The sequence below is a fragment of the Candidatus Neomarinimicrobiota bacterium genome (assembly GCA_041154365.1).
Classification (GTDB): Bacteria; Fidelibacterota; Fidelibacteria; order Fidelibacterales; family Fidelibacteraceae; genus Fidelibacter; species Fidelibacter multiformis.
In genome coordinates, this window is sequence record AP035449.1 from 238,234 (window position 1) to 260,063 (window position 21,830).

20 protein-coding genes are annotated in these 21,830 nt (G+C 45.3%); 13 read left to right on the top strand and 7 right to left on the bottom strand.

Annotated features, from left to right (window positions below):
- Window positions 1-7: 7 nt before the first annotated feature.
- From strainIA91_RS01010 to strainIA91_RS01070, 13 genes are all read left to right on the top strand, one after another.
- Complete coding sequence (locus tag strainIA91_RS01010; protein ID WP_400167232.1) at window positions 8-3,340, top strand: CPBP family intramembrane glutamic endopeptidase; 3,333 nt, start codon at window positions 8-10, stop codon at window positions 3,338-3,340.
- Complete coding sequence (miaA, locus tag strainIA91_RS01015) at window positions 3,337-4,194, top strand: tRNA (adenosine(37)-N6)-dimethylallyltransferase MiaA (protein WP_400167234.1); 858 nt, start codon at window positions 3,337-3,339, stop codon at window positions 4,192-4,194. Before strainIA91_RS01010 ends, miaA begins: the two co-directional genes overlap by 4 nt.
- Before the next feature lie 202 nt (window positions 4,195-4,396).
- Window positions 4,397-5,416, top strand: a complete 1,020-nt coding sequence (locus strainIA91_RS01020; RefSeq protein WP_400167235.1) for a peptidylprolyl isomerase — start codon at window positions 4,397-4,399, stop codon at window positions 5,414-5,416.
- A 1,030-nt stretch (window positions 5,417-6,446) separates the two neighbouring features.
- Entirely contained in the window at window positions 6,447-7,478 is a 1,032-nt protein-coding gene (locus strainIA91_RS01025; protein ID WP_400167236.1) for an SDR family oxidoreductase, read from the top strand.
- Between the two features lie 15 nt (window positions 7,479-7,493).
- Entirely contained in the window at window positions 7,494-8,135 is a 642-nt protein-coding gene (fabA, locus tag strainIA91_RS01030; RefSeq protein ID WP_400167237.1) for a bifunctional 3-hydroxydecanoyl-ACP dehydratase/trans-2-decenoyl-ACP isomerase, read from the top strand.
- A complete protein-coding gene (locus tag strainIA91_RS01035; protein WP_400167238.1) occupies window positions 8,122-8,586 on the top strand; it encodes a 3-hydroxyacyl-ACP dehydratase FabZ family protein in 465 nt (154 codons plus the stop codon). The genes fabA and strainIA91_RS01035 overlap by 14 nt, the downstream gene beginning before the upstream one ends.
- Window positions 8,583-9,857, top strand: a complete 1,275-nt coding sequence (locus tag strainIA91_RS01040) for a beta-ketoacyl-[acyl-carrier-protein] synthase family protein (RefSeq protein ID WP_400167239.1) — start codon at window positions 8,583-8,585, stop codon at window positions 9,855-9,857. The genes strainIA91_RS01035 and strainIA91_RS01040 overlap by 4 nt, the downstream gene beginning before the upstream one ends.
- Window positions 9,858-9,901: 44 nt before the next feature.
- On the top strand, window positions 9,902-10,147 hold the full coding sequence (locus strainIA91_RS01045) for a phosphopantetheine-binding protein (RefSeq protein WP_400167240.1): 246 nt from the start codon (window positions 9,902-9,904) through the stop codon (window positions 10,145-10,147).
- A 16-nt stretch (window positions 10,148-10,163) separates the two neighbouring features.
- Window positions 10,164-10,997 (top strand): lysophospholipid acyltransferase family protein, encoded by an 834-nt coding sequence (locus strainIA91_RS01050; RefSeq protein ID WP_400167241.1) that lies wholly within the window; start codon window positions 10,164-10,166, stop codon window positions 10,995-10,997.
- The gene (locus tag strainIA91_RS01055) at window positions 10,915-11,643 is read left to right on the top strand and encodes a 4'-phosphopantetheinyl transferase superfamily protein (protein WP_400167242.1); all 729 of its coding nucleotides are present in this window, start codon (window positions 10,915-10,917) and stop codon (window positions 11,641-11,643) included. The genes strainIA91_RS01050 and strainIA91_RS01055 overlap by 83 nt, the downstream gene beginning before the upstream one ends.
- Before the next feature lie 33 nt (window positions 11,644-11,676).
- Complete coding sequence (locus strainIA91_RS01060) at window positions 11,677-12,078, top strand: RrF2 family transcriptional regulator (RefSeq protein ID WP_400167243.1); 402 nt, start codon at window positions 11,677-11,679, stop codon at window positions 12,076-12,078.
- Between the two features lie 60 nt (window positions 12,079-12,138).
- Complete coding sequence (locus strainIA91_RS01065) at window positions 12,139-12,981, top strand: sulfite exporter TauE/SafE family protein (protein WP_400167244.1); 843 nt, start codon at window positions 12,139-12,141, stop codon at window positions 12,979-12,981.
- 9 nt (window positions 12,982-12,990) lie between these two features.
- Entirely contained in the window at window positions 12,991-13,980 is a 990-nt protein-coding gene (locus strainIA91_RS01070) for a porin (protein ID WP_400167246.1), read from the top strand.
- Here strainIA91_RS01070 and strainIA91_RS01075 read toward each other — a convergent pair.
- The 7 genes from strainIA91_RS01075 to lysF all read right to left on the bottom strand — a co-directional run bounded on the left by strainIA91_RS01075 (window position 13,970) and on the right by lysF (window position 21,825).
- Complete coding sequence (locus strainIA91_RS01075; protein WP_400167247.1) at window positions 13,970-14,386, bottom strand: hypothetical protein; 417 nt, start codon at window positions 14,384-14,386, stop codon at window positions 13,970-13,972. The genes strainIA91_RS01070 and strainIA91_RS01075 overlap by 11 nt on opposite strands.
- A gap of 66 nt (window positions 14,387-14,452) precedes the next feature.
- A complete protein-coding gene (locus tag strainIA91_RS01080) occupies window positions 14,453-15,601 on the bottom strand; it encodes an MFS transporter (RefSeq protein ID WP_400167248.1) in 1,149 nt (382 codons plus the stop codon).
- A gap of 157 nt (window positions 15,602-15,758) precedes the next feature.
- On the bottom strand, window positions 15,759-16,886 hold the full coding sequence (locus strainIA91_RS01085; protein WP_400167249.1) for a hypothetical protein: 1,128 nt from the start codon (window positions 16,884-16,886) through the stop codon (window positions 15,759-15,761).
- Between the two features lie 2 nt (window positions 16,887-16,888).
- On the bottom strand, window positions 16,889-17,554 hold the full coding sequence (locus strainIA91_RS01090; RefSeq protein ID WP_400167250.1) for a hypothetical protein: 666 nt from the start codon (window positions 17,552-17,554) through the stop codon (window positions 16,889-16,891).
- A 189-nt stretch (window positions 17,555-17,743) separates the two neighbouring features.
- Window positions 17,744-18,697, bottom strand: a complete 954-nt coding sequence (locus tag strainIA91_RS01095; protein ID WP_400167251.1) for a tetratricopeptide repeat protein — start codon at window positions 18,695-18,697, stop codon at window positions 17,744-17,746.
- Between the two features lie 241 nt (window positions 18,698-18,938).
- A complete protein-coding gene (locus tag strainIA91_RS01100; protein ID WP_400167252.1) occupies window positions 18,939-19,850 on the bottom strand; it encodes a PfkB family carbohydrate kinase in 912 nt (303 codons plus the stop codon).
- 1 nt (window position 19,851) lies between these two features.
- A complete protein-coding gene (lysF, locus tag strainIA91_RS01105; RefSeq protein ID WP_400167253.1) occupies window positions 19,852-21,825 on the bottom strand; it encodes a homoaconitase in 1,974 nt (657 codons plus the stop codon).
- Window positions 21,826-21,830 lie beyond the last annotated feature (5 nt).

Genomic DNA, 21,830 nt, shown 5'->3' on the forward strand with positions numbered 1-21,830 from the left:
AAATCACATGAGACGGAATAAATCTCTCATCGTATGGCCTCTCTTTATGACCCTCTTTTTCTTAGGTAGTGCCTATGCGTGGTTAAAATTTACGGAGGCATTCCCTGTTGTGAATGTTCAGGTAGAAACAGACAGGGAAGAAGCCGTTGGCATTGCAAGGCAAACAGCTGAATCTCAAGGGTTTTCTGTACATGATATGCGGACTGCAGTCCGCTTTGATCTGGATCGGGAAGTCCAGTATTATACTGAATTGGAGGCTGGCGGAAAAGAGGCTTTCGGAGAGATGCTTGCGGATACCCTGTATGAACCCTACACCTGGCTTGTCCGATTTTTTCAGGAACGCCAGGAAGCAGAATGTCTGGTTCGTCTGACTCCCAATGGAAAGGTGTATGGATTCTACCAAAAAGTCCCGGAGGATGAGCCCGGCCCGAGACTATCTGAACCGGAAGCACGGGCACGGGTTGCTGATATATCCAGTCGTTTAAATATTCCCCTTCAGGCTTATGAGGAAGTGGAAGTCTCGTCGGAAATTAAACCCGGTGGGCGGTTGGATCATGTGTTCGTCTATGAACGTCCGGATGTTACCCTGGGGAAGGAAGGCCGGTATCGAATCCGTTTTACGGTTACCGGAAATCAAGTTACCCAGATAAAACAGTATGTAGACGTGCCCGAAGCCTTTCTCCTGCGATATGAAAATATGAGGGCCGCAAACCGGACGATTGCACATGTGGGATTGGTGGCGATGTTTCTCTTTCTGGGGGTAGGGGGATTGGCAGGATTATACTTCCTTTTAAAACGACATGCCGTAAAATGGAAACCGGCTCTTTATTGGGGAGGGGGAATTGCCATCCTGCAGATTGCTGCTCTTTTTAATCAATGGCCTCTGATTTGGATGAACTATGATACGGCTCTCTCAAAAAGCGGTTTTGTATTTCAACAGGTTTTTGGCTTCATTCTTTCAGGAATGGTACTGGCTTGTGTCATGGCCCTTACTTTTGCTGTGGCTGAAGGACTCACACGCATGGCTTTTCCCGGGCAGATACGTTTGTGGAAAGCATGGAGTGGACCGGTTGCTGCGACAGGAGATGTACATAAACAAACCTGGATTGGGATTTTGTCTACAGGGATATTTTTTGGTTTTTCCACACTTTTTTATTTGATGGTATCCCGTCATTGGAATTGGTGGTCTCCGGCCAGTCCCCTTTATGATCCCAATATCCTGGCGCATATCCTGCCCTGGTTGAATCCTTTGGCCATTTCTCTCCAGGCCGGATTCTGGGAAGAAGCTCTCTTCAGGGCGATCCCTCTTGCCGGTGCAGCACTCCTGGGACAAAGATTCGGCGGAAAAAAATGGTGGATCGGTGCCGCCCTGGTGATACAGGCCTTGATCTTTGGGGCAGCCCACGCCTCCTATGCCAATCAACCCGCCTTTGCACGGGTCGTGGAGCTTTTTATCCCATCCCTTGCTTTTGGCTTCCTTTATCTTCATTACGGACTCCTTCCCGGTGTGATTCTGCATTTTGTGTATGATGTCGTGTGGATATCCTTGCCCCTTTTTAACACATCGGCTCCGGGGAGTGGGATACATAGGATTCTGGTGATCCTGCTGACTCTTTTTCCCTTGGGGATCATTTATTTTCACCGTTTAAGACTCGGGAAACAGGAAATTAAAACCTCATTTCTGAATGGTAACCATGTTGTGAAAATCCCTGAAAAAGAAAAATCACCGGAACTACCTCTGAAAACAGGTCGGATAACTCCCATGGCGAGAGGATTTTTATTTCTTTCCGGACTCATTTTTCTTGTGATTTGGTACCATCACACATCCTTTGAAAATGAGGATCCCGGGTTGGGGGCGGGGCGGGCTGAGGCCCGGAGGGCCTCCGAAGCGGCCCTGGCCGAACGGGGTTTTGAGCTTGCAGATAGTGTGTGGATGGTGAGTGAACGGGTGGTGAAACCACAGGAACGGGAAGGCCGCTTCGCCCGGCAGATCGGTGGTGAAACGGGGTACCGGCAACTTATGGGATCCTTCCTTTCCGGCCCCGCCTGGGTTGTCCGATATGCACGCTTCTCCGGGGATGTGCCGGAAAGGGCTGAAGAGTTCAGAATTTATGTTGTGGGGGACGGCGAAATCCGCCGTTTCATCCACCGCCTGCCGGAAGCCCGCCCCGCCCCGTCCCTCTCTGAAAAGGAAGCAGAAAAATCTGCCCATGCTTTCCTACGGGCCCGTCTGGGACTCGATCCCCGTTTGCTGAAAAATATATCCGTTACTCCCCAAAAAATGCCGAATCGAACAGACTGGACCTTTACTTGGGCTGATACCCTGAGATATCCCCTGAATACAGGAGAAGGAAGGGTGAATGTAACAGTTTCCGGAAACGAGATAAGCCAATACAATCCGGGATACATCCACATTCCGGAACAATGGGAAAGGGACGAGCGGAACCGGGAGACTCTTCGGAATCTGATACAAATCCTGTCTGTGGTTTTCTTATTTATTCTCTTTATTGTGACAGCAATATCTGCGTATCAAAGTGATTATCATGACCATGTGTCTCAAAAAATATGGATCCTTTTGGGAGGAGTTGTCTTATTGGCAGGTCTCTTTCATCTGTGGAACACATGGCCTGATACACGCTTTGGTCTGAATCCGGCTGAACCCTTACAGGGACAGATATTTCGTTGGGTCGCCTTTGGTGTGATCCGAAATCTGGTGTTGGCCTTTTGCCTGCCCCTGCTTTTTCTATTAATCCGTGATTTTGAATCGGATCACATGCGGGATAAGCCCTCAATGTGGATCGGTTTTTCCGCCGGATTATGGAGCTTGGGGATATTGGCTCTGGTTCATAGCAGACTAACCTTTTATCAACCGGCCTGGGCTGATTATTCAGCTCTTAATGCCCGCGTTCCCGCTGGACATCTTCTTGTCACCCGTTTATGGATTTTTTCAATCCTATGTCTTGTGTTTATGATACTTTTTCGGGGAGTAGATAGACTGACAGGAGGGGGAGTCCGTAGGCGTGTTTACGGGTATCTGGTGTTTCTCGCTGCCGGATTCGGCTTTTCAGCCCTTTTTTTCATGGATACAATAACAAGCTGGTTTGTTACCGGACTGCTGATCTTTCTGTTGTCTGCCTGGGTATACCGGATTGTTTTCCGGGCGATGCCTTCTGCCATCCCCTTTGTGATACTACCTTTCTTTGCTGCCAATGGTTATACCCAAATCCGTTATGAAGGGTATCCGGGAGTCTTATTGAGCGAAAGTATCGTTTTGGCAGGATTATTCATTACTGCTTTTGTTTTCAGTTACTATTTACGGGTCAAACAAAAAAAAATATGATTCAGCCGGAACTTATTATTATTACAGGACCAACTGCTTCGGGAAAATCCGAAATGGCCGTCCGTATGGCACTGGAAAAGAAGGGTGTGATCATTTCTGCCGACAGCCGGCAGGTATATAAATACATGGATATCGGCACTGCCAAGCCGACACCGGAAGAACAAAAAGGCATACCTCATTATCTCATGGATTTTCTGGATCCCACGCAGAACTACAGTGCCGGTGAATTTGGACGGGATGCCCGGAAATTGATGGACACTTTTATGAAAGAAAATCGCCCGGTTATTGTCTGTGGTGGCAGTGGCCTGTATATCCAGGCCATGTTGGGTTTCATTCCTGAAGGAGAAAAAGCAGACCCAAAAATCCGCTCATTAATCCGCCAGAGAGGTGAAACCGAAGGGTGGGATATCCTCTGGCAACGTTTGCAGGAGTGTGATCCCAAGTATGGAAAAAAAATTGACCCCAATAATATCCGCCGTATATCGAGAGCCTGGGAGATCATTGAGCAGACAGGAAAGACACCTACTGAATATTTTGAATCTCAGGACAAATCTTTCCCATGGGAATACCGGTTTATTGTTACAGACATTCCCCGTAAAACGCTCTGGAAGCGTATTGAAATCAGGACCCGGCAGATGATCGAAATGGGCTTTGAAAAAGAAGTTCGCTCTTTGCTGGATAAAGGCTATAGTCCGTCTCTCAATGCCCTGAACACTGTAGGTTATAAAGAGATGATCGCCCATATCCGGGGTGAATGTAGCCTGGAAGAAGCCGAAGAGTGGATCAATATCCGGACGCGGCAATATGCAAAAAAACAAATAACCTGGAACAAGAAGATGTTGAGCCGGTATTAGAAAGAGATTGTGTGTCATTTGACAGTTTGGAAGCAGACTTTTTGGGCAGTGGGGTGGGTCACTGGTTGTTATGAAAGCTATCGTACTTTACCTGAACTCACCCGGAATGATAAAAAACCAAAATTAGAATTCAATTCTCAAATTGTTATTTGAACGGTTATATTGTATTTTTCACCGCTGATGTAAACAAAAAGGAATCACAATGAAAAAAGTTTTGATTGTATCGATGGTCATCCTTGGACTGATTGCTGGTTGCAGTAAAGATTCCGGAGATGTTTTGTATTCAAAGAGTGCTCCGGAATATACATTTTTCAAATCGCTGGCAGATAGTGTCCCGGTTTTGAATCCTGATGAAAAAGTGACATTAATTGCCCTGGATTGTGGGAATATTACCAATTATGATGTGATGCCGGAGCTCTACAGGGCTGTCAATGGGCAGTTGGACATTACAGAAGTTCCATCCGAGCACATTGTCAATTATATCAATCAGGTTGCGGTCTCTCTTGCGGACAAAAACATGTTCATGGCGGATGCAGCCGATCAGGGGATTGAAGTCCCTGAGGAAGATATCCAGGCTGAACTGGAACAGATTTGGTCCAATCCCCGCTTTGGCGGTTCGGAAGAAGCATTCAAAGATTACATTGAATCCCAGGGATTTACTATGGATATGGTTCAGCAGGATATTCGGGATGGACTGATTTTCCAGGCTTATCTGGAACAGGTGATTGATCCTGAAATTGATGTCCCGGAGGAAGTCCTGCGGGAAGCCTATAAGGAACCGGTCTCGGCATCGGTCCGACATATTTTGCTTTCAACCCAGGGACAGAATCCTGAAGAGAAGGCAGAAACCCGGAAAAAGATGGAAGGGATACTCAAACGAGCCCGTTCCGGAGAGGATTTTTCTGAGTTAGCCGAAGAGTATTCTGAAGATCCGGGTTCAAAAGAACAAGGTGGCCTTTATGAGAATTTTTCCCGTGGACAGATGGTCCCGGCATTTGATGAAGCTGCTTTTTCTGAACCGGTTGGATCCATCACCGATATTGTTGAAACACAGTTCGGTTATCATATTATCAAGATTCTGGACAGGAAATCCGAAACCCGGCCTTTTGAAGAGGTTCGTGACTCCCTTCGGGCCAATGAACTCTCATCACTCCGGAATGCCGCCATTGAAGTCAAACTGGAAGAACTCAAAGAAAAATACAATTATTCCAAAGAGTTTTGAGTGGAGAGTGGAGAGTAGAGAGTAGAATGAAGAGTATTGAGTGGTGAGTTTTGAGTGTTGAGTGTTGATACGGCAACGCCACTGTCACTACACAGAGATGGAGTTTAGATAAAGAAAAGGACGGGGTAACCGTCCTTTCTTCATTTATCATGTCTCATTTCAAAGATATGTATTTTAGATTATTAATATAAGCGGTTTGTTTTAAGTTGATCAGATGATATACTTGATAGATCAGAGAATAAGGTGCATTATATATCAATACAAATATATGAATAATAATATTATCTTGCTTCAAGTCGCATTTCGGTGTATTTTACCCCCGGGGTGGGGGGGGTTACCTAAACGATATCATATATTTCATATCTCTTATAATGCGGCTTCAGTTAGGGAAAAAGATTCCAATCATTTATAAGAAGTTGGAAGCTGGAAGCAGGGACAGGCCGTGGCCTGTCTGAAGTTAGCGTCGCTGCGCTCCTGATAGTTGGTTCAGGGGTTCATGGGTTCATGGGCTCAGGGGTTCAGGGATGGTCAATGGTCAACTGCCGACTGTCGACTGAAAGAGTAACGTGTGACAAGAGGTTCAAGCACCGCTTTGCGGTGTTCAAATGCTGCTGTGCAGTGTTCAATGATCTCACTTCGTTCGATCTTCAATCCTAGCTTTGCAGATTTCAATGGGTGACCTCTTTTTTGAACACTACATAACAGTGCTGAAATGCTGAGCGCAGCGAAACAATTAAACGGCACGAAGTGCCGCTTGAATTTTTGAACGCCGCAGGCGTTTGAACACTGAGCGTAGTGAAGTACCAATCCCCCAATCGAATCAATCCACTACAGACTGTCCACTGCCGACTGTTGACTGCCGTCTCAACCTTTAAACGTTTAAACGTTTTCCTTTCCACTATCAACACTTGTCCTTATATTATTTCACGCTTCGGACACGGGAGGGAACCCAATCCGAACGTAACATAAGCGACAATGAGGCCGTACTTTGCTGAATACGGTCCGGTAATGAAGATTGTCCTGAAAAAAAGTGCACAGGTGGCAGCATCAACTGCCAATGCATGATGTGATGGATTCTCTTCAGCAAGCCGATGGTATGTATGGAAAATATGGAGGTACCATGCAATTTGAAAATAAACAGTACTGGGGTGTAATCCTGGGAGCATCCAGTGGGTTTGGTCTGGCAACAGCTAAAAAACTGGCTTCCCAGGGAATGAATATTTGTGCTATTCACCGGGATCGCCGGGGTTCCATGAAACGTATCGAAGAGGACTTTGATGCCATTCGTGCTTTTGGGGTGAAATTCCTATCTGTGAATACAAATGCCCTGGATCCCGGGATTCGACAGGATGTATTAAATATGTTACAAGAAAACATGGGGGAGGGAGAAAAGGTCCGGATGCTGCTCCATTCCATTGCCTTTGGAAATTTAAAATTGCTTGCACCGTGTCCGGATAAAGGTGGACAAAGATCTGCCAGGGCTCTGCTGGCAGAAAAACTGGGGATCTCTGCTGATAAATTGGAAGCGGCTATTCAGGATCTGTTTTCGGTGGGTGTTTCCAGACTCCATCCACTGGCTGATCCTCCTTTATACAACCAGGAACGGCTGGCTTCGGAAGAAGATTTTTCCAATACGATTTATGCAATGGGAACCAGCCTGTTGGGATGGGTTCAGGATATATTTTCACGGAACATCTTTGCGTCGGATGCACGGGTTTTTGGACTCACCAGCGAGGGGAACAGTATTGCCTGGCAGGGATATGCACCAGTAAGCGCAGCAAAGGCAGTTCTTGAATCCGTTTCCAGATCCCTGGCCGTTGAAATGGCCCCTTATGGGATCCGGAGTAATATTATCCAGGCAGGTGTGACAGATACTCCGGCGTTGCGCCATATTCCTGGACATGCCCATATCGCTTCTTCAGCCATGCTGAGAAATCCCTTTAAACGGCTTACCCGCCCTGAAGATGTGGCAAATGTTATCGCCCTTTTATGTACAGAAGAAGCAGCCTGGATTAACGGTGATATCATCCGGGTAGATGGGGGTGAGCATGTTGCCGGATGACAAAGGAGACACAAGATGAAATATCAGGATTTTCTGACACGCACATCCTTTGAAAAGGAGGATCTGCTTGCATTCGCACATGGACATTTGATTCAGGATGCGCCGGGAGAAATGGGGCGTCTTCCTGCACCACCCCTCCTGATGATGGATCGTGTGACCTGGGTGGATAAACGTGGACGGCGTGGCCATATCACGGCTGAAAAGGATATCCGGATTGATGATTGGTTTTTTCAATGTCATTTTCTGGGTGACCCTGTTCAACCGGGCATACTTGGATTGGATGCCATCTGGCAACTGATCGGCTTTTATTGTTCGTTGAATGGTGCAACCGGTTCCGGCCGTGCACTGGGATGTGACAGCGTGGAATTTAATGGACAAATCCGTCCCCATAACCGGATCGTCCGCTACGAAATTGAAATCCGTCGTTTCAGTGAAATCAGAGAAACCGGAGCCATGATTGCTGTGGGAAATGGAAAAGTGTTTGTGGATGACGAACAGGTCTATGTCATGAAAAATGCCAAGGCCGGAATTTTTAAGGATATTGCCTATTCAGATTATCCAATCCGGTCCGATCACGCCATTGGAGGATTACCACCCCACGAAGAATCAACCCTTGACAAGATTCTTAAACGGTTCAGGAGGAATGATGGACAGTAAACAAGCTCCTGTGCATATCAGGGAAAAAGTCCTGGAAACCATGCCTCAAAAACACCCCTTCCGCTTTGTCGATGCAATTCATACTCTGTCAACAGAAGAAATCAGCGGTGAATACAGGGTAACCGGTGATGAATTCTTTTTTCCCGGACACTTTCCCGGAAGACCCACCATGCCCGGAGTGATCCTGATTGAAGCGATGGCCCAGGTTTCAGTGGTGGCTTTAGGGATATATGAAACTATGGTAACCGGAGGAGATCTGAACAAGGTGACTCTTTTTACGGAATGTGATATAGAATTCTTTAATGTGGTACCGCCAGGAAGCAAAATTTTAATTCATGGGAAAAAGATATATTTCAGGCGGGGTAAAATTAAAAGTAAAGCATGGGTGACCCTGGAAGACGGGACATTGATAGCCCGGGGACACCTTGCCGGAATAGGAGCAAATGTATGAATCACAGACGTGTTGTTGTCACCGGGTTGGGTATCATTGCCCCCAATGCCCATGGCATACAGGATTTTGAAAAAGCCCTAAGGGAGGGAAAAAGCGGAATCCGTTTTCTTCCTCATCTGGAAAAACTCAAGTTTGGATGCCGCGTCGGAGGGATTCCCGATAATCTTGATCAAATATCAGAAGAATACTTTCCGGCAGATATTCTCCATGTGCTTAATGAGTCTATGCGTTATGCAGGTATTGCAGCTATAGATGCCTGGACAGATGCCGGTATGCAAATACCTCTACCAGATGATGACCGGGTCAACTGGGATTCGGGAGCTATTGTTGGAACCGGTATCGGAGGTGCAGACACCTTGGGTATCATTATTCCGAAAGTGAACGAGGGGAGGGCTAGAAGGCTGGGTTCTGCCGTTGTGGAACAAACTATGTCCAGTTCGGTGTCAGCACGGTTGAGTGGACTCCTGGCTCTGGGAAATCAGGTGACGACCAATTCCAGTGCCTGTTCGACAGGCACGGAAGCCGTTATTATGGGATATGAACGGATTCGCGAAGGTAAAGCGGATAAAATGTTGTGTGGCGGAGCCGAGGGATCTTCCCCCTATATATGGGCTGGTTTCGATGCCATGAGGGTCCTGAACACAGGGAAGAATGAGGTGCCTGAACAGGCATCCCGCCCCATGAGTGCCACTGCCGGAGGATTTATTCCAGGTGCAGGAGCCGGTATCCTCCTCCTTGAGAGTCTGGATAGTGCCCAACAGCGGGGTGCCCGGATTTATGGGGAGATTTTGGGAGGGGCTGTCAATTCCGGAGGCCAGCGAAATGGCGGAAGCATGTCCGCCCCAAACGGAGAAGGTGTTCAGCGATGTATTCGTGCAGCTCTACATCATGCAGGTATCGGACCCGGTGATGTCGATGTCATAAACGGTCACCTGACAGCTACAATGGCTGATCCTTTGGAGCTTGCAAACTGGGCTGCGGCTTTGGAACGGACCCCCGTTGATTTACCATATATTCATTCAACAAAATCTTTGGTGGGACATTGTCTTGGAGCCGCAGGAGGAATTGAATGTGTTGCCTCCCTCCTCGAAGTGCACAAAGGATTCATTCATGGATCAATCAATTGTGAGGATTTGCATGAAAAAATTCTGCCGTATGAAAAGCGGGTTGTGCATGACACCATAGAAAAAGATTTTAATATTTTAATCAAAGCCAGTTTTGGTTTTGGTGACGTTAATTCGTGTGTCGTTTTTCAGAAATATGAAGGATAAATATTCAAATAAAACAACAATGAAAGCCTGTTAAGGAGGAAACCATGGAAGAAAAAGTCATCTTTGAGAAAGTCCTTGAGATTCTCAAACCCTATGTGCGTGAAGCAGAAGACTTGAAAACTGCAACGGAAGAGACAGATATTTTAAATGATCTGAAAGTAAATTCTTCCCGGCTGGTAGACATTATTCTGGCCATTGAGGATGAATTTGATATTGAAGTCTCGGATGATGAGGCCGATGAGGTTCAGACAATTGGTGATACTGTTTCTTTGATCACCGGGAAAATTTAAATCCGGTCAAACTGTCATGAACAGGACTCATGAACATCAAAAAGACCCGGCTGGTCACGGCCGGGTCCCATCTGATATGAAACAAAAGAACTTACTGAATATTTCTATTCCCTTTGGAATACGCTGCCGTTGTACAATACAGAAATGGGTTGATTGGATCTTTTTTCCACTCCTGGCCCCTGTGATCATTTTTATCCTGAAGTATGTACAGAAAAACCGGATAAAGGATCTTAAAAAAATTCGGATGTTATTTAAACGAATAGCGGGAGAAAGCAAGATTCCTACCCTCATTTGTGCCAATCATTTAACGAAGGTGGATTCTATTTACATTCATCATGCCTTTGCATCCCTTCCATTCTATTGGCGTCATTTCAGGCTTTTTTCCTGGAATATCCCTGCCAAAGAAAATTTCTGGACGAAACCATTGGACCGGCTTGTGACATATCTTGGGAAATGTATACCTATCGTCCGGACAGGTACTCCGGAACACCATAAAGAAGTCCTGGATACGCTTCGGTATCTCCTTGCCCGTGGCGAGCTGTGCACCGTTTTCCCTGAAGGCGGCCGAAGTCCAGATGGCCGGGTGAATGTTCAAAATGTCCGCTATGGAGTCGGAACGATTTTAAATGGCCTGCCAGACTACCGGGTTCTCTGTGTGTATATGCGTGCTGAAAACCAAAAAGAAATGTCAGACCTGCCTCCAAAAGGAGATACTCTTTATTTTGATTTTAAAGTGATCACACCTCAAAGTATACAGACTGGCAGACGTGCTGAACGGGATATATCAAGGACTATTATTGAAAAGATCAAAGAAATGGAAGATCTCTATTTTGAAAAATATAAATCATAACATCCCTCTCGTTTTAGGGAATGATATTGTGGATTTAAGTCACACGGATGCCTGGAATTTCCATCCCCGGTTTCCGGATCGCACCTGTACACCTTCAGAGCTATATTATCTAAATCGATGGCCTCTGGGAAGTCCTGAATATATCGAAAGACTTTGGATGATATGGAGTATAAAAGAATCAGCTTATAAAGCACATAAACAACATAATCCGGACATGTCCGGGTGGTGGAATTCCTTCGAGGTGATGCCTGAAAAGGGACAGGTTATTAGTCATGGTGAACTTTTACTACATGTGAAAGCAGAGAAGGGATATGGCGGTAAGGAAGGAAACATACCCTATATTCACACATTGGTATATTCTCCATATCTGACTCTTGATCAGATAAAGAGTGATGTGACATGTATGGAAGTGAATATGGACCAATCCAAGGCTGTAAGGGACTTTACAGTTCGAAAGCTTTTTGGGCCGGACAACATGTTGTGGCCTGAAAGAATCACTTGGTGCAAGGAAAAATCAGGTGCACCAGTACTTAAAATCAGTCACGAAACCTTGAAAGGACGGTTCTCGTTGAGTCACCACGGACGCTTTGTGGCCTTTGCAACAAATTACAATGTTGAAGGAAAAACTTGTCATTATGTTTCTTAATCAGTACAATAACGATAAGAATAGTAGAGAATCATGAAATTATCCGTCAAAAGCGAATATGCCATTCTGGCTATGATAGACCTGGCAGAACGGGAGTCGGAAGGACTTCAGCATATAGAAGACATTGCCAGGAGAAAACATATTCCCCGTAAATTTCTGGAACAGATTCTCCTCATTTTGAAAAGAGCAGGTTATGTTCGCAGTAAAAGAGGAGCAGTAGGGGGATATCGAATAGGAAAGAGTCCATCAGAAATTTCCCTGGCAGAAATTATACGGCTGATGGATGGTGCCCTGGCTCCGGTGGAATCGGTCAGTGTTTATTTCTATGAACAAACACCCATTGAGCAAAACCAGAAATTGATTGATGTTTTTCGTGAAATCAGAGATTATATCTCCACAATTATGGAAGGGACTCATATTTCGGATTTGTTGTAGAAAATTTTTTTAAATCAAATACGACAAAAAAGATAGAAAAGATCAAGAAAGGTGTATCACATGTTTGAATTAGCTTTGGAAGTGGGGCTTGCGTTGTTAGGACTCGCGTTTTTTGCAGAACTCGTGGATTCTTCCCTTGGAATGGGATACGGGACCACTCTTACACCAGTGCTTTTACTATTAGGGTTTGAACCATTGCAGGTTGTCCCCGCTATTCTTTTGTCTGAACTGGTGAGTGGTTTACTGGCCGGTTTTACGCATCATGCTGTAGGGAATGCCGATTTTAAGCCGAAAACGATGAGCTTAAAACGGATCTATCGGGCATTTAAAGAAATGGGATTTACAAAAAGTATGAAAAAAGGGCTCCCAATGAACCTGAAGGTTGCCCTGCTCATTGCAAGTTGTAGTGTAGTTGGTACTGTAAGCGCTGTATTAATAGCCGTGAATATTCCAAAGTTATGGTTGAAACTGTATATTGGCGGACTGGTCTTTGCGATTGGACTAATTGTTTTGTTAACAATAAATAAAATGTATGCCTTTTCCTGGAAAAAGGTGGGTATACTGGGCATCATCGCTTCATTCAATAAAGGGATCAGCGGGGGCGGTTACGGACCCGTTGTCACAAGTGGACAGCTTTTATCCGGTGTAGATGGAAAAAATGCGGTAGCCATCACCTCTGTTGCAGAAGGACTCACATGTCTGGTGGGTGTGCTTTTATACATCTTCACCGATACCAACCTGGATTGGTCCCTGGCTCCTTACCTGACGATCGGTGCAGTTTTATCTGTGTATCCTTCAGCTTTTTTCGTAAAATCGATTAAGCCAAAAGTCTTTAAAATGGCAATTGGAATTCTGACCATGTTACTTGGAATCTTAACTCTTTATAAAACACTTATTCATTAAGGAAAAAACATGAGGTTCTGTGCGTTGACTGCTCTTTTAATTTTCCTGGTTCCGTTCCTGATTTTGCATGCAGAAGAAGTCGATACCAAGGCTTCCCATTTTGGCTTTATCCGCTGTGCCTTTGTCAGTGAACCTGCTCTGGAATCGCAGTCTTTTTCTGTTTTTCATGCCCGCTGGGGTATGAAAGGCAAAGTTTCACATCGCTTAGGATATAAACTGTATGCAAAATTCTCTTCACTCGGGTCTCTGGAGGTTCAAAGGGATTCAACAGGCTATTTAACTCATGTGTCTGCCGACATACCCGTTGGACTTTTGGATGCATACATGGATATACAGGTTGTGGATAAACTCGCTTTCCGAGTGGGACAGATGAAGGTTCCTTTCAGTGATTCCAATTTAAAAAGTCCTGCATCTATGCCATTCATTTACCGGCCTCTGACACGTCAGATTACACCCCCTATCCGTGATATCGGAATCCAGGGAATGTGGTCTCCGGGAACCCGGGGCTTTACAATTTCTGCCGGTCTATTTAACGGAGAAGGGTATAATGCAGTGAACACGGATGACCATTTAAGTGGCGGCATGCGGGGAGAAATCCCCCTATATGATAAACACAAGATATCTGTATCATGGTTTACAGATAAATCCCGGAATTTTCGGGGACAATATTTCAATGGTGCTTATCTCTGGTCCGCAGAGAAATTTGAAACCGGTAGTGAATATGTCTTACAAAACCGGGATGGAAAGAGCTCCAATGCCTTCTATATCTTTGTTAAAACTTCAGTTGAGACTAATAATCTCTGGTTTAGTTCCTTTGATCCGGCTTTTCGCTTTGAACACCTTGATGAAGCCGGTTTCGGAAAAACCAATCTAATGACGGCAGGATGTACTTTCCATCTGGATAACAGTGCTCTGAATATTTTCCGGGTTGATTACAGTCATCCACTGGATGATCACGGAGATAAAGTCCTAACCGCCCTGCTTCAAATTACCTGGTAGTACCTGTCTGTTTGACATTCAATGTTCTTTCCAGCCTTATCAGTTGATGGTCTAACTGATTGAAACGCTGTTTCTCTAATACTGCCGGCCAGGGTGTTTTTTTATTGGATAAATAGGATTTCAGAAGTTCTTCCGTTTCAGATGAAGTTGCTGGTGCCTTTTCCAGATTGCTTAACAGATCATTCAGCGCTTCTTTTTCTTCAATCAGTCTTTCTTGTTCTATTTCAAGTTCATCTTTAATTTGCCGAACTTCGGATATCGCTCTCGACAGATTGATTTTTGCATTGGCGATTTCGATGGAAACGGATGTGGATTGCCAGGCAATTCCCAACAGCCCCAGAGTAGCTACAATCATACAAAAACTCAACGATATCCAGAAAAACCGTGGGATGTTTGATGGTGTCATTCAATACCCTCCTATTCAATATTTACATATCCGAACATGTCCGGATATGTAGTTTAAGAACCATTATTATGCAGTATCATTACGAATTGTCATATAATAAGTCACACCACCGCCAAGACTGATGAGCGAAGCGGCAAGAGATGCATATTGATAATTGCCGAAGATATCCGATAGCCATCCTCCTGCCAAAGGGCCGGTGATTCCGGCGATGCCATATCCAAGGAAGACCCAGGGATAGACCTTCCCCACATTGGATACACCAAAGAGCTGGGCTGTTTCTTTGGCAAAGAGGACAAAGTTGGACCCAAAAGAGAAGCCGGTAATCAGAGCGAGTAAGATAAAAAGCAGGCTGTTCAGGGGAAGAAATCCTAACAGAAAGGTGCTGACACCCAATGATCCCAAGGCAATGAGAACAAGTAATCTGTTAGAAAAGAAATCACTCAGCCAGCCCCATACTATGCGTCCGGTAAAATTGGCGATGGAAAAAAGAATAATTGTGGCTGCCAGAATCTGCTCAGATATAGAATGGACGAGCCCCATGGGTTTTAGATTACCGATTACCATTAAACCTGAAAAGGTACCACAAAACATGGTGATGAGTAACATGAGATATTTTTTTTCTTTCAGAAAACCAGGCTTCAGGGGAACTTCGGTCCCTGATTGTTCCGGCACCGTATAAAAAAGAGCCATGAACAGCAGGATGAGTCCAAATGTCATTCCAATTATCATAAATATATTCAGGGCATGATAACCTTTTGAAAAAAGGGATTCTGCCATCAGAGTGACGACGACAGCTCCACCGCCAAAACCGGCTGCCGCAATACCGGCAATGAGTCCTTTTTTTTCTGGGAACCATTTAACGGGAATTGTCAGTGCCATCAAATATCCAAAACCAGTGGCAATCCCGCTGAATATACCGATCCCCAAAAGAATCAGGAAAAAATTTCCAGCAGATAAAGCGGAAAGACCGTATCCCAGAAAAAAGAGTATAGCCGATATCATTGCCAATTTTTTAGCACCGATTTTCTGTTCAAGGGAACCAGCCCAGATCATGGATAAAGCGAAAACAGCAATGATAAGTCCGAAAATTAATTGGGTCTGGGCACCGCTAAGACCGTAATCTGTTTTGAGGGAAGGAACGAAAACGCTCCATGCGTAGATTCCGCCAAGGCATAACATGGAAAAAAATGAAGCAAGGATATTCATTCGTTTCATAAGACATCCTGATGATGAGTGAACGGTTATGAATGATTAAGATATTCGGTATAAAAGATAGGAAGCTTTTTAAATGATGACAACGTATTTATAACTTGACATAAATCAAAAAGGCCGTTCTAAAAACGGCCTTTTGGGGAACGGATAAAAAATTTTTTTAGAAGATAAATTCCATACCAATCAATAATTGATCCCAGGATTCATCCTGCCCTTCATACGTCCATGTCCAAGATTGCCAGGATGTGCTGATATTGACACTTTGCCGGAAAAGCCATGAGAACCCGGCACTTCTTACGTGAACCGGATCTTCCCCTTTACGCGGATTGGGTCTGAACTGATATCCTCCATAGAGATTCATGGGTAAAAAGGGTGGATGAATGGATACGCCAGCTCTGTGGGTTAAGGTTCGATTGAACTTTTCTTCAATCCCTTCATTGATTTTTTGATCAAACAGTTCATCATCTTCAGAATCCCATTTCAACCCACTCCACTGAATCAAATCCGCCTGATAGAAGATGTCAAACCATTTGAGAAGAAGAGCAGCTCCTGCCTGGAATTCCATAGGGCGTGTCAGGGTATAATCAAAGGGCTCATATTCTACAACAAGGCTGTCTCCAAAAATCTCCGTATTATCTTCAGTTACCCATAAAGTTTTCGGCAGTTGGGCAGCCAGACCGATGTTCAGATACGGGGTTAAGGTATGGATCAGGCCAATTTTTCCAGAGACCCCGACAAAAGAAGGTTCAACCAGAAGTTGTGTATTTTGGTCAAAATACTTGGCAGTCAGCTTGAAATCCCCCATCGGAATTTGAAAATCAGCACCGATGTATAAATCTTTGGCAAATTCCGTAGCTCCTGCCAGATGTAAAGTATAACTACTGCCTTCAATGCGTTGGGAATAGGAGGGGATTTCATATTTCATGGCATATTCAAGATCCTGGGTAATTCCCGTTGACCAGCTCAGATGTCCGCGAAAAACGGGGATGGCATGGGTATAGGAAACATGGGATATCCGGCTTTGTGGTAATGTTTCGCTTCCGCTGGTAAATTCCCCGGATCCATAGGTTCCCCGGAGAATCCGGAACTTTGTCATGGCGATATTAGCCGGATTAAGTGAGAGTTCGGGCATAACCTGACCGGCAGCCACGCCGGCCCCTCCAATGGCTGTACTTTGAGGCAGATGCCCTGAAAATCCGTTAAAAGGACGTAATGCATCTTCTTCGCTATACTGTGCACACAGAATCTGAATACTTAAGAAAACAATAAATAGTATTTTTCTCATCATGTTTACCGTTTTGGTTTACTGCTACGGCGATTGTCTGAACTTTTTGTTTTGGTTTCTTTTGATGAATCCGAGGACGAGGACGAGCTGCCGCCGGATGATGATTTGGGGGTGGAGTATGATTTGGTTTCACTGGAAGTGGCAGGTGGAGGTGAAGAGACAGGACTTGCATTACCGGAAGACATACGGGTATTTGCTGAAGGTGCCGGAACAGATCCAGGAGAGGGCGAGGATGGACCAATAGCCCTTGGAACAGTCAGTGTCCGTCTTCCAGGGGTTTTGCCACTGTCATCATTACCTGAAGATCCACTTCCCGGTGTGGGTGTGTAATACCAGTACCCATCCCGGTACCAGTAATACCGGTTGTTGTAATAATACCAGTCCCGGTTATAATACCTGTAATCATAATAGTAAGGATCATAATAATAATTTCCTGTAAACCAGTCATACCGCAAATGCCAGCGATAGGGTGAATAGGAATGATATCCATAGGGATCGTAGAAATGATAGTTTTCCACCCTGTTATCGTTGTATTCCTCATGGTAATATGTAATGGCCGCCGAGGAATCCGCCTCAATGGCAGACAATGGTGGGCGCGTGAGTGTATAACATCCCGATGTGGAGATGAGTATCATTGCCAGCATCGAAAGGTTGAAAAGTATGCGTTTCATAAGCTTTCCTCTTCTTCCCGTATATTAGACACGGGAATGGATGAATCGTTAATTTTCTTACTCTAAGTTAAGGATATTTGTTCCCCTTAAAAAAGGAATAACAGGTATAAGAATCTATCCTGTAGGGCTATTCTCATAAAAAAAAAGGGGTTGATATCAACCCCTTTGAAGCGTCTTTGATTTGTTTATCTATTCTAAAGATTCAATGGCTTTTGCCTGATCCCAGATCGCCTGGCCTTCTTCCTGCCGGCCCTGGAGATATATAACACGTCCCAGTTTCTTTAAATAGTTCACGTTCATGGGGTTTTTGTCCACCATTTGCTGATAGTAATATTCGGCAGTGGCATAGTCTTTTAATTCAGTGTATAAATCTCCCACGGCTTCAAGGACAAGCATATCGTCGGGATTCATGGCCAGAACTGTTTCAAACTGGTTTTTAGCCTTTTCATAATATGTGGTGGCCATTTCCGTTTCTCCCCGTTCTTTGGCTTCAGAGGCCATTCTTACGTAGAGGTAACCCAGGTTGAAATAGTTATCTGAATTGTCCGGATTTTCTTCCACAATTTGCTTAAATGTGGCTTCAGCTTCATCATACCGTTCTTCTTCCAGGAGTATCCGGGCATAGAGCTTTGCAGCATCCTGCTTTCTTTCGGTTTCCATCTGGATCACATCCTTCAACAGGCCCAGGGCTTCATCCTTTTTTCCCTGCTGAATCAGCTGAATGGCCTTGTATTCTTTTAGAATCGGGGCTTTTTCAGAGTTTTCAATACCTTCATTAATATAGGTCATGCTTTTTTCCGGATCGTTTTCATAGATTTTTGCAATACGTGCCAGTTGGTAGTATGCCCGTTCATCATCCGGTTTCAGGCTTTTGGCATCTTCCAGGAAACGGATAGCCTCCTGAACGGCATTTACGGAATCTGTTGCTGACTTGTTTTGCAATGCCGTGTAGTATTTCAGTCCCTCATTATAGGATTTCTGCCAGTAAAATTCTTTCAGCTGTTCAATATCTTCCTTAAACTGGGGACCCCGTTCCAGCGATTTATTCAGGTATTCCAGGGCCAATCCATATTTTTCCTGGGGACCGTACACATCCCGGGCCAAAAGGTAAGGGACTTCCGGATTGGTTGGTTCCCGATCCATGGCGAGCAGAAAGAATTCTTCAGCCTTGGGAAGGTTTTTCTGCTGGACATAGAGTTTTGCAGATGTGAATTCCTGGGATGAGCACCCGATGATCAGGGCTATAACTGCCAGAAAGAGTTAGATGTTAACTTTTGAAATTTTCATTATGTCTCCTTTTTGATATCCTTATAATTTATTTAATGCACAGCCGGAATCAAATAATTTGTCCGCCAAATTTTTCTTACACCGAATGTTATCTTCTTTAATCCACACAGATCATTTCCAGTAAATTTTGAACCCGGTGCTGGATAGACTCCCGGGTGACTGAAACAAGCCGGTCTGTGGAAAAGGTCTCCACAAGAAATGAAGCCATTACTGTCCCGTGGACCATGGCATTTTTATAGTCTTTCAGGGATAATTCTTTGAGATTCCGGGTGGACAGGTATCCCATAAAGCCTCCTGCAAAGGAATCTCCTGCACCGGTGGGGTCTACAACATTCTCAATAGGGTAGGCAGGCATGATGAATAATTTATCTTTGTGAAAGAGCATGGCACCGTTTTCTCCCCGTTTTACAATAAGGAATTGGGGACCGGATTGCAGTGTCTTTTTTGCTGCTGTGAGGATACTGGAGGTTCCGTTCAACTGTCGGATCTCATCTTCATTGATGAAGAGGATATCTACTTTTGAAATAACGTCCAGAAGCGAATCCCGGCTGATGTCGATCCAAAGGTTCATGGTATCTAAAGCCGTCAGGGGATGATTTTCCATCTGGTGCAATACTTGTAGCTGTAGTTCGGGATGGATGTTTCCAAGAAAAAGGATGGGACTTTTCCGGTATGCAGGGGGAAGAGATGGTTGAAAATTTTCAAAGACATTCAGTTCGGTATACAAAGTATCCCGCTTATTCATATTGCTCTTGTAACGGCCGCCCCAGCGAAAAGTCTTTCCATCCTTTATTTCCAGTCCTTCAAGGTCAATCCCGTATTTTTGTAGCAAATCCAGAGCGGACTTTGGAAAATCTGTCCCAGCCACGCCGACAAGACATGTTTTCGTGTAGTGGGATGAGGATAGACTGAAATAGGTGGACGATCCCCCCAAAGCATTATCCCGTCTTCCAAGGGGTGTTTCTACGCTGTCCAGCGCAATGGACCCCACCACCACAATCTGTGTCATATCACATTTCCCTTTTCTTGAGTTGTTCCCGGACCCACATATTTAATCCCCCCTGAAGGATCAATTCCTGAGCAGGGACCCCCAGACCGTCCATGGGAAATTGTTCCTCCCGGACGTGAAGATTCCGGGTTTTCCAATCCACAAGGACTTCCAGATCTGTCTGGTATGTCAGTTCTCCTTTGCCGAATTGCCGCAAAAGATAATGAATAAATTCGGGAGATTCCACGACGATAAACCCATTGTTAATGGCATTCCGCTTGTATGTCTGGCTAAAGGATCCGGCAATCACCATTTGAATACCCAGATATTTCAGTGCAGTAGCTGCCTGTTCACGACTGCTGCCGGTACCGAAATTAAATCCACCGGCCAGAATATCTCCAGGGCGGACCAGGGATTGGAAGGCCGGATCATAGTTTTCCATGGCTACGGCTGCCTGTTGCTCCGGTGTCATGGTGTCGTTGTATGTGTATTTTCCAGGATAAATTCCATCTGTATTCATGTTGTCGGCCGGACAAAAAAGGAGTTTGCCACGGGTGGTTTGAGGAAAACCTTCTATGAGTTCGGAAGGTGCCTGTTCGGTTTGTTTTGCAAGGGGAATCCGCTTGGCAATGGGGTTGAGGTCTTTTTCGTCATTCAGGGGACTAATATATCCCGTCAGGGCGGATTTGGCCACAACAGCCGGTGATGCCAGATATGCTTTTGCCTCTTTGGATCCCATGCGTCCCTTGAAATTTCTGTTGGTGGCAGAAATTCCCACTTCCCCGGCTTCAAGTAGGCCCTGGCCAAGGCCGATACAGGGACCGCATCCTGGTGGTAATGCAACGGCTCCGGCTTCCAGCAAAGCTTGCCAGTCACCCGCTGCCTCGCTTTTTTTCTGGACCTCTGCCGATGCTGCTGCAATGTAAAAGGTAACCCCCGGTGCCACTTTTTTTCCTCTCACAATTTTTGCTGCTTCAGCCAGATCTTCATACCGGCTGTTGACACAGGAAAGCAGATAAGCTTTGTTGATTTTAATTTTTTGTGTTTCAGCCCGGGTAGCAGATTGATATGTTTTCACATTGTGTGGACCACTGACGACGGGTGTGACGGTTTTCAAATCCAGGGTGATTTCCTGTGCATACACGGCATCGGGATCTGGACGAAGCCGGAACTTGTATAATGCCTCCAGAGTCTCTGAATTGATACGGGGATGCCGTCCATTCCCGTCTGTGTCGGAAGGTACTCCCGGGAGCCCCTGTTTTCGAAGTTCTTCCTCCCGGTTTTTCATCCATTCCAGGGTTTTGCTGTCAATGGGGAATAATCCCGCCAATGCTCCCCATTCCGTTGTCATGTTGGCAATAGCCAGACGGTCTGCAATGGGAAGTGATAAGACACCTTCTCCTGAGAATTCCAGAGCATGATTTAATACTTCGTCATGATTGAAAATCCCGCATAAGGTTAAGATAACATCCTTGCCACTGACACCAGGCTTTAAGGCACCCGTCAAAACCACTTTGGTAACAGGCGGGATTTGCCACCAGGTCTTGCCCGTTGCCCACAGAGCTGCTGCATCGGTCCTGACAACGGGTGTACCCAGGCACCCCAGTCCACCGTACATGTTGGAATGACTGTCTGATGCCACAACCAGTGTCCCCGGGAAAGCATATCCTTGTTCACACATAATCTGGTGACCAATACCATATCCTGCGGGATAAAAATCCACTCCCATATCTCTGGCAAATTCTTCGATCGCCTGGTATTTTGACAGATTTTTTTCAGATGTATCCTGGACATTGTGATCAAGGGCAAACACCGGCTGCCGGGGATTGGCGATGGAAAAGGCACCGATTTCCCGGAATTTCGGGATAACTGCTCCGGTATTATCATGGGTTAATACATGACGCGGCCGGATACTGACATAATCACCACTGTGCAGCACCCCTGTAGTGTTCACTGCGTGTTGTTGAACGATCTTTTCAATAAGATTTTGTCCCATACCGA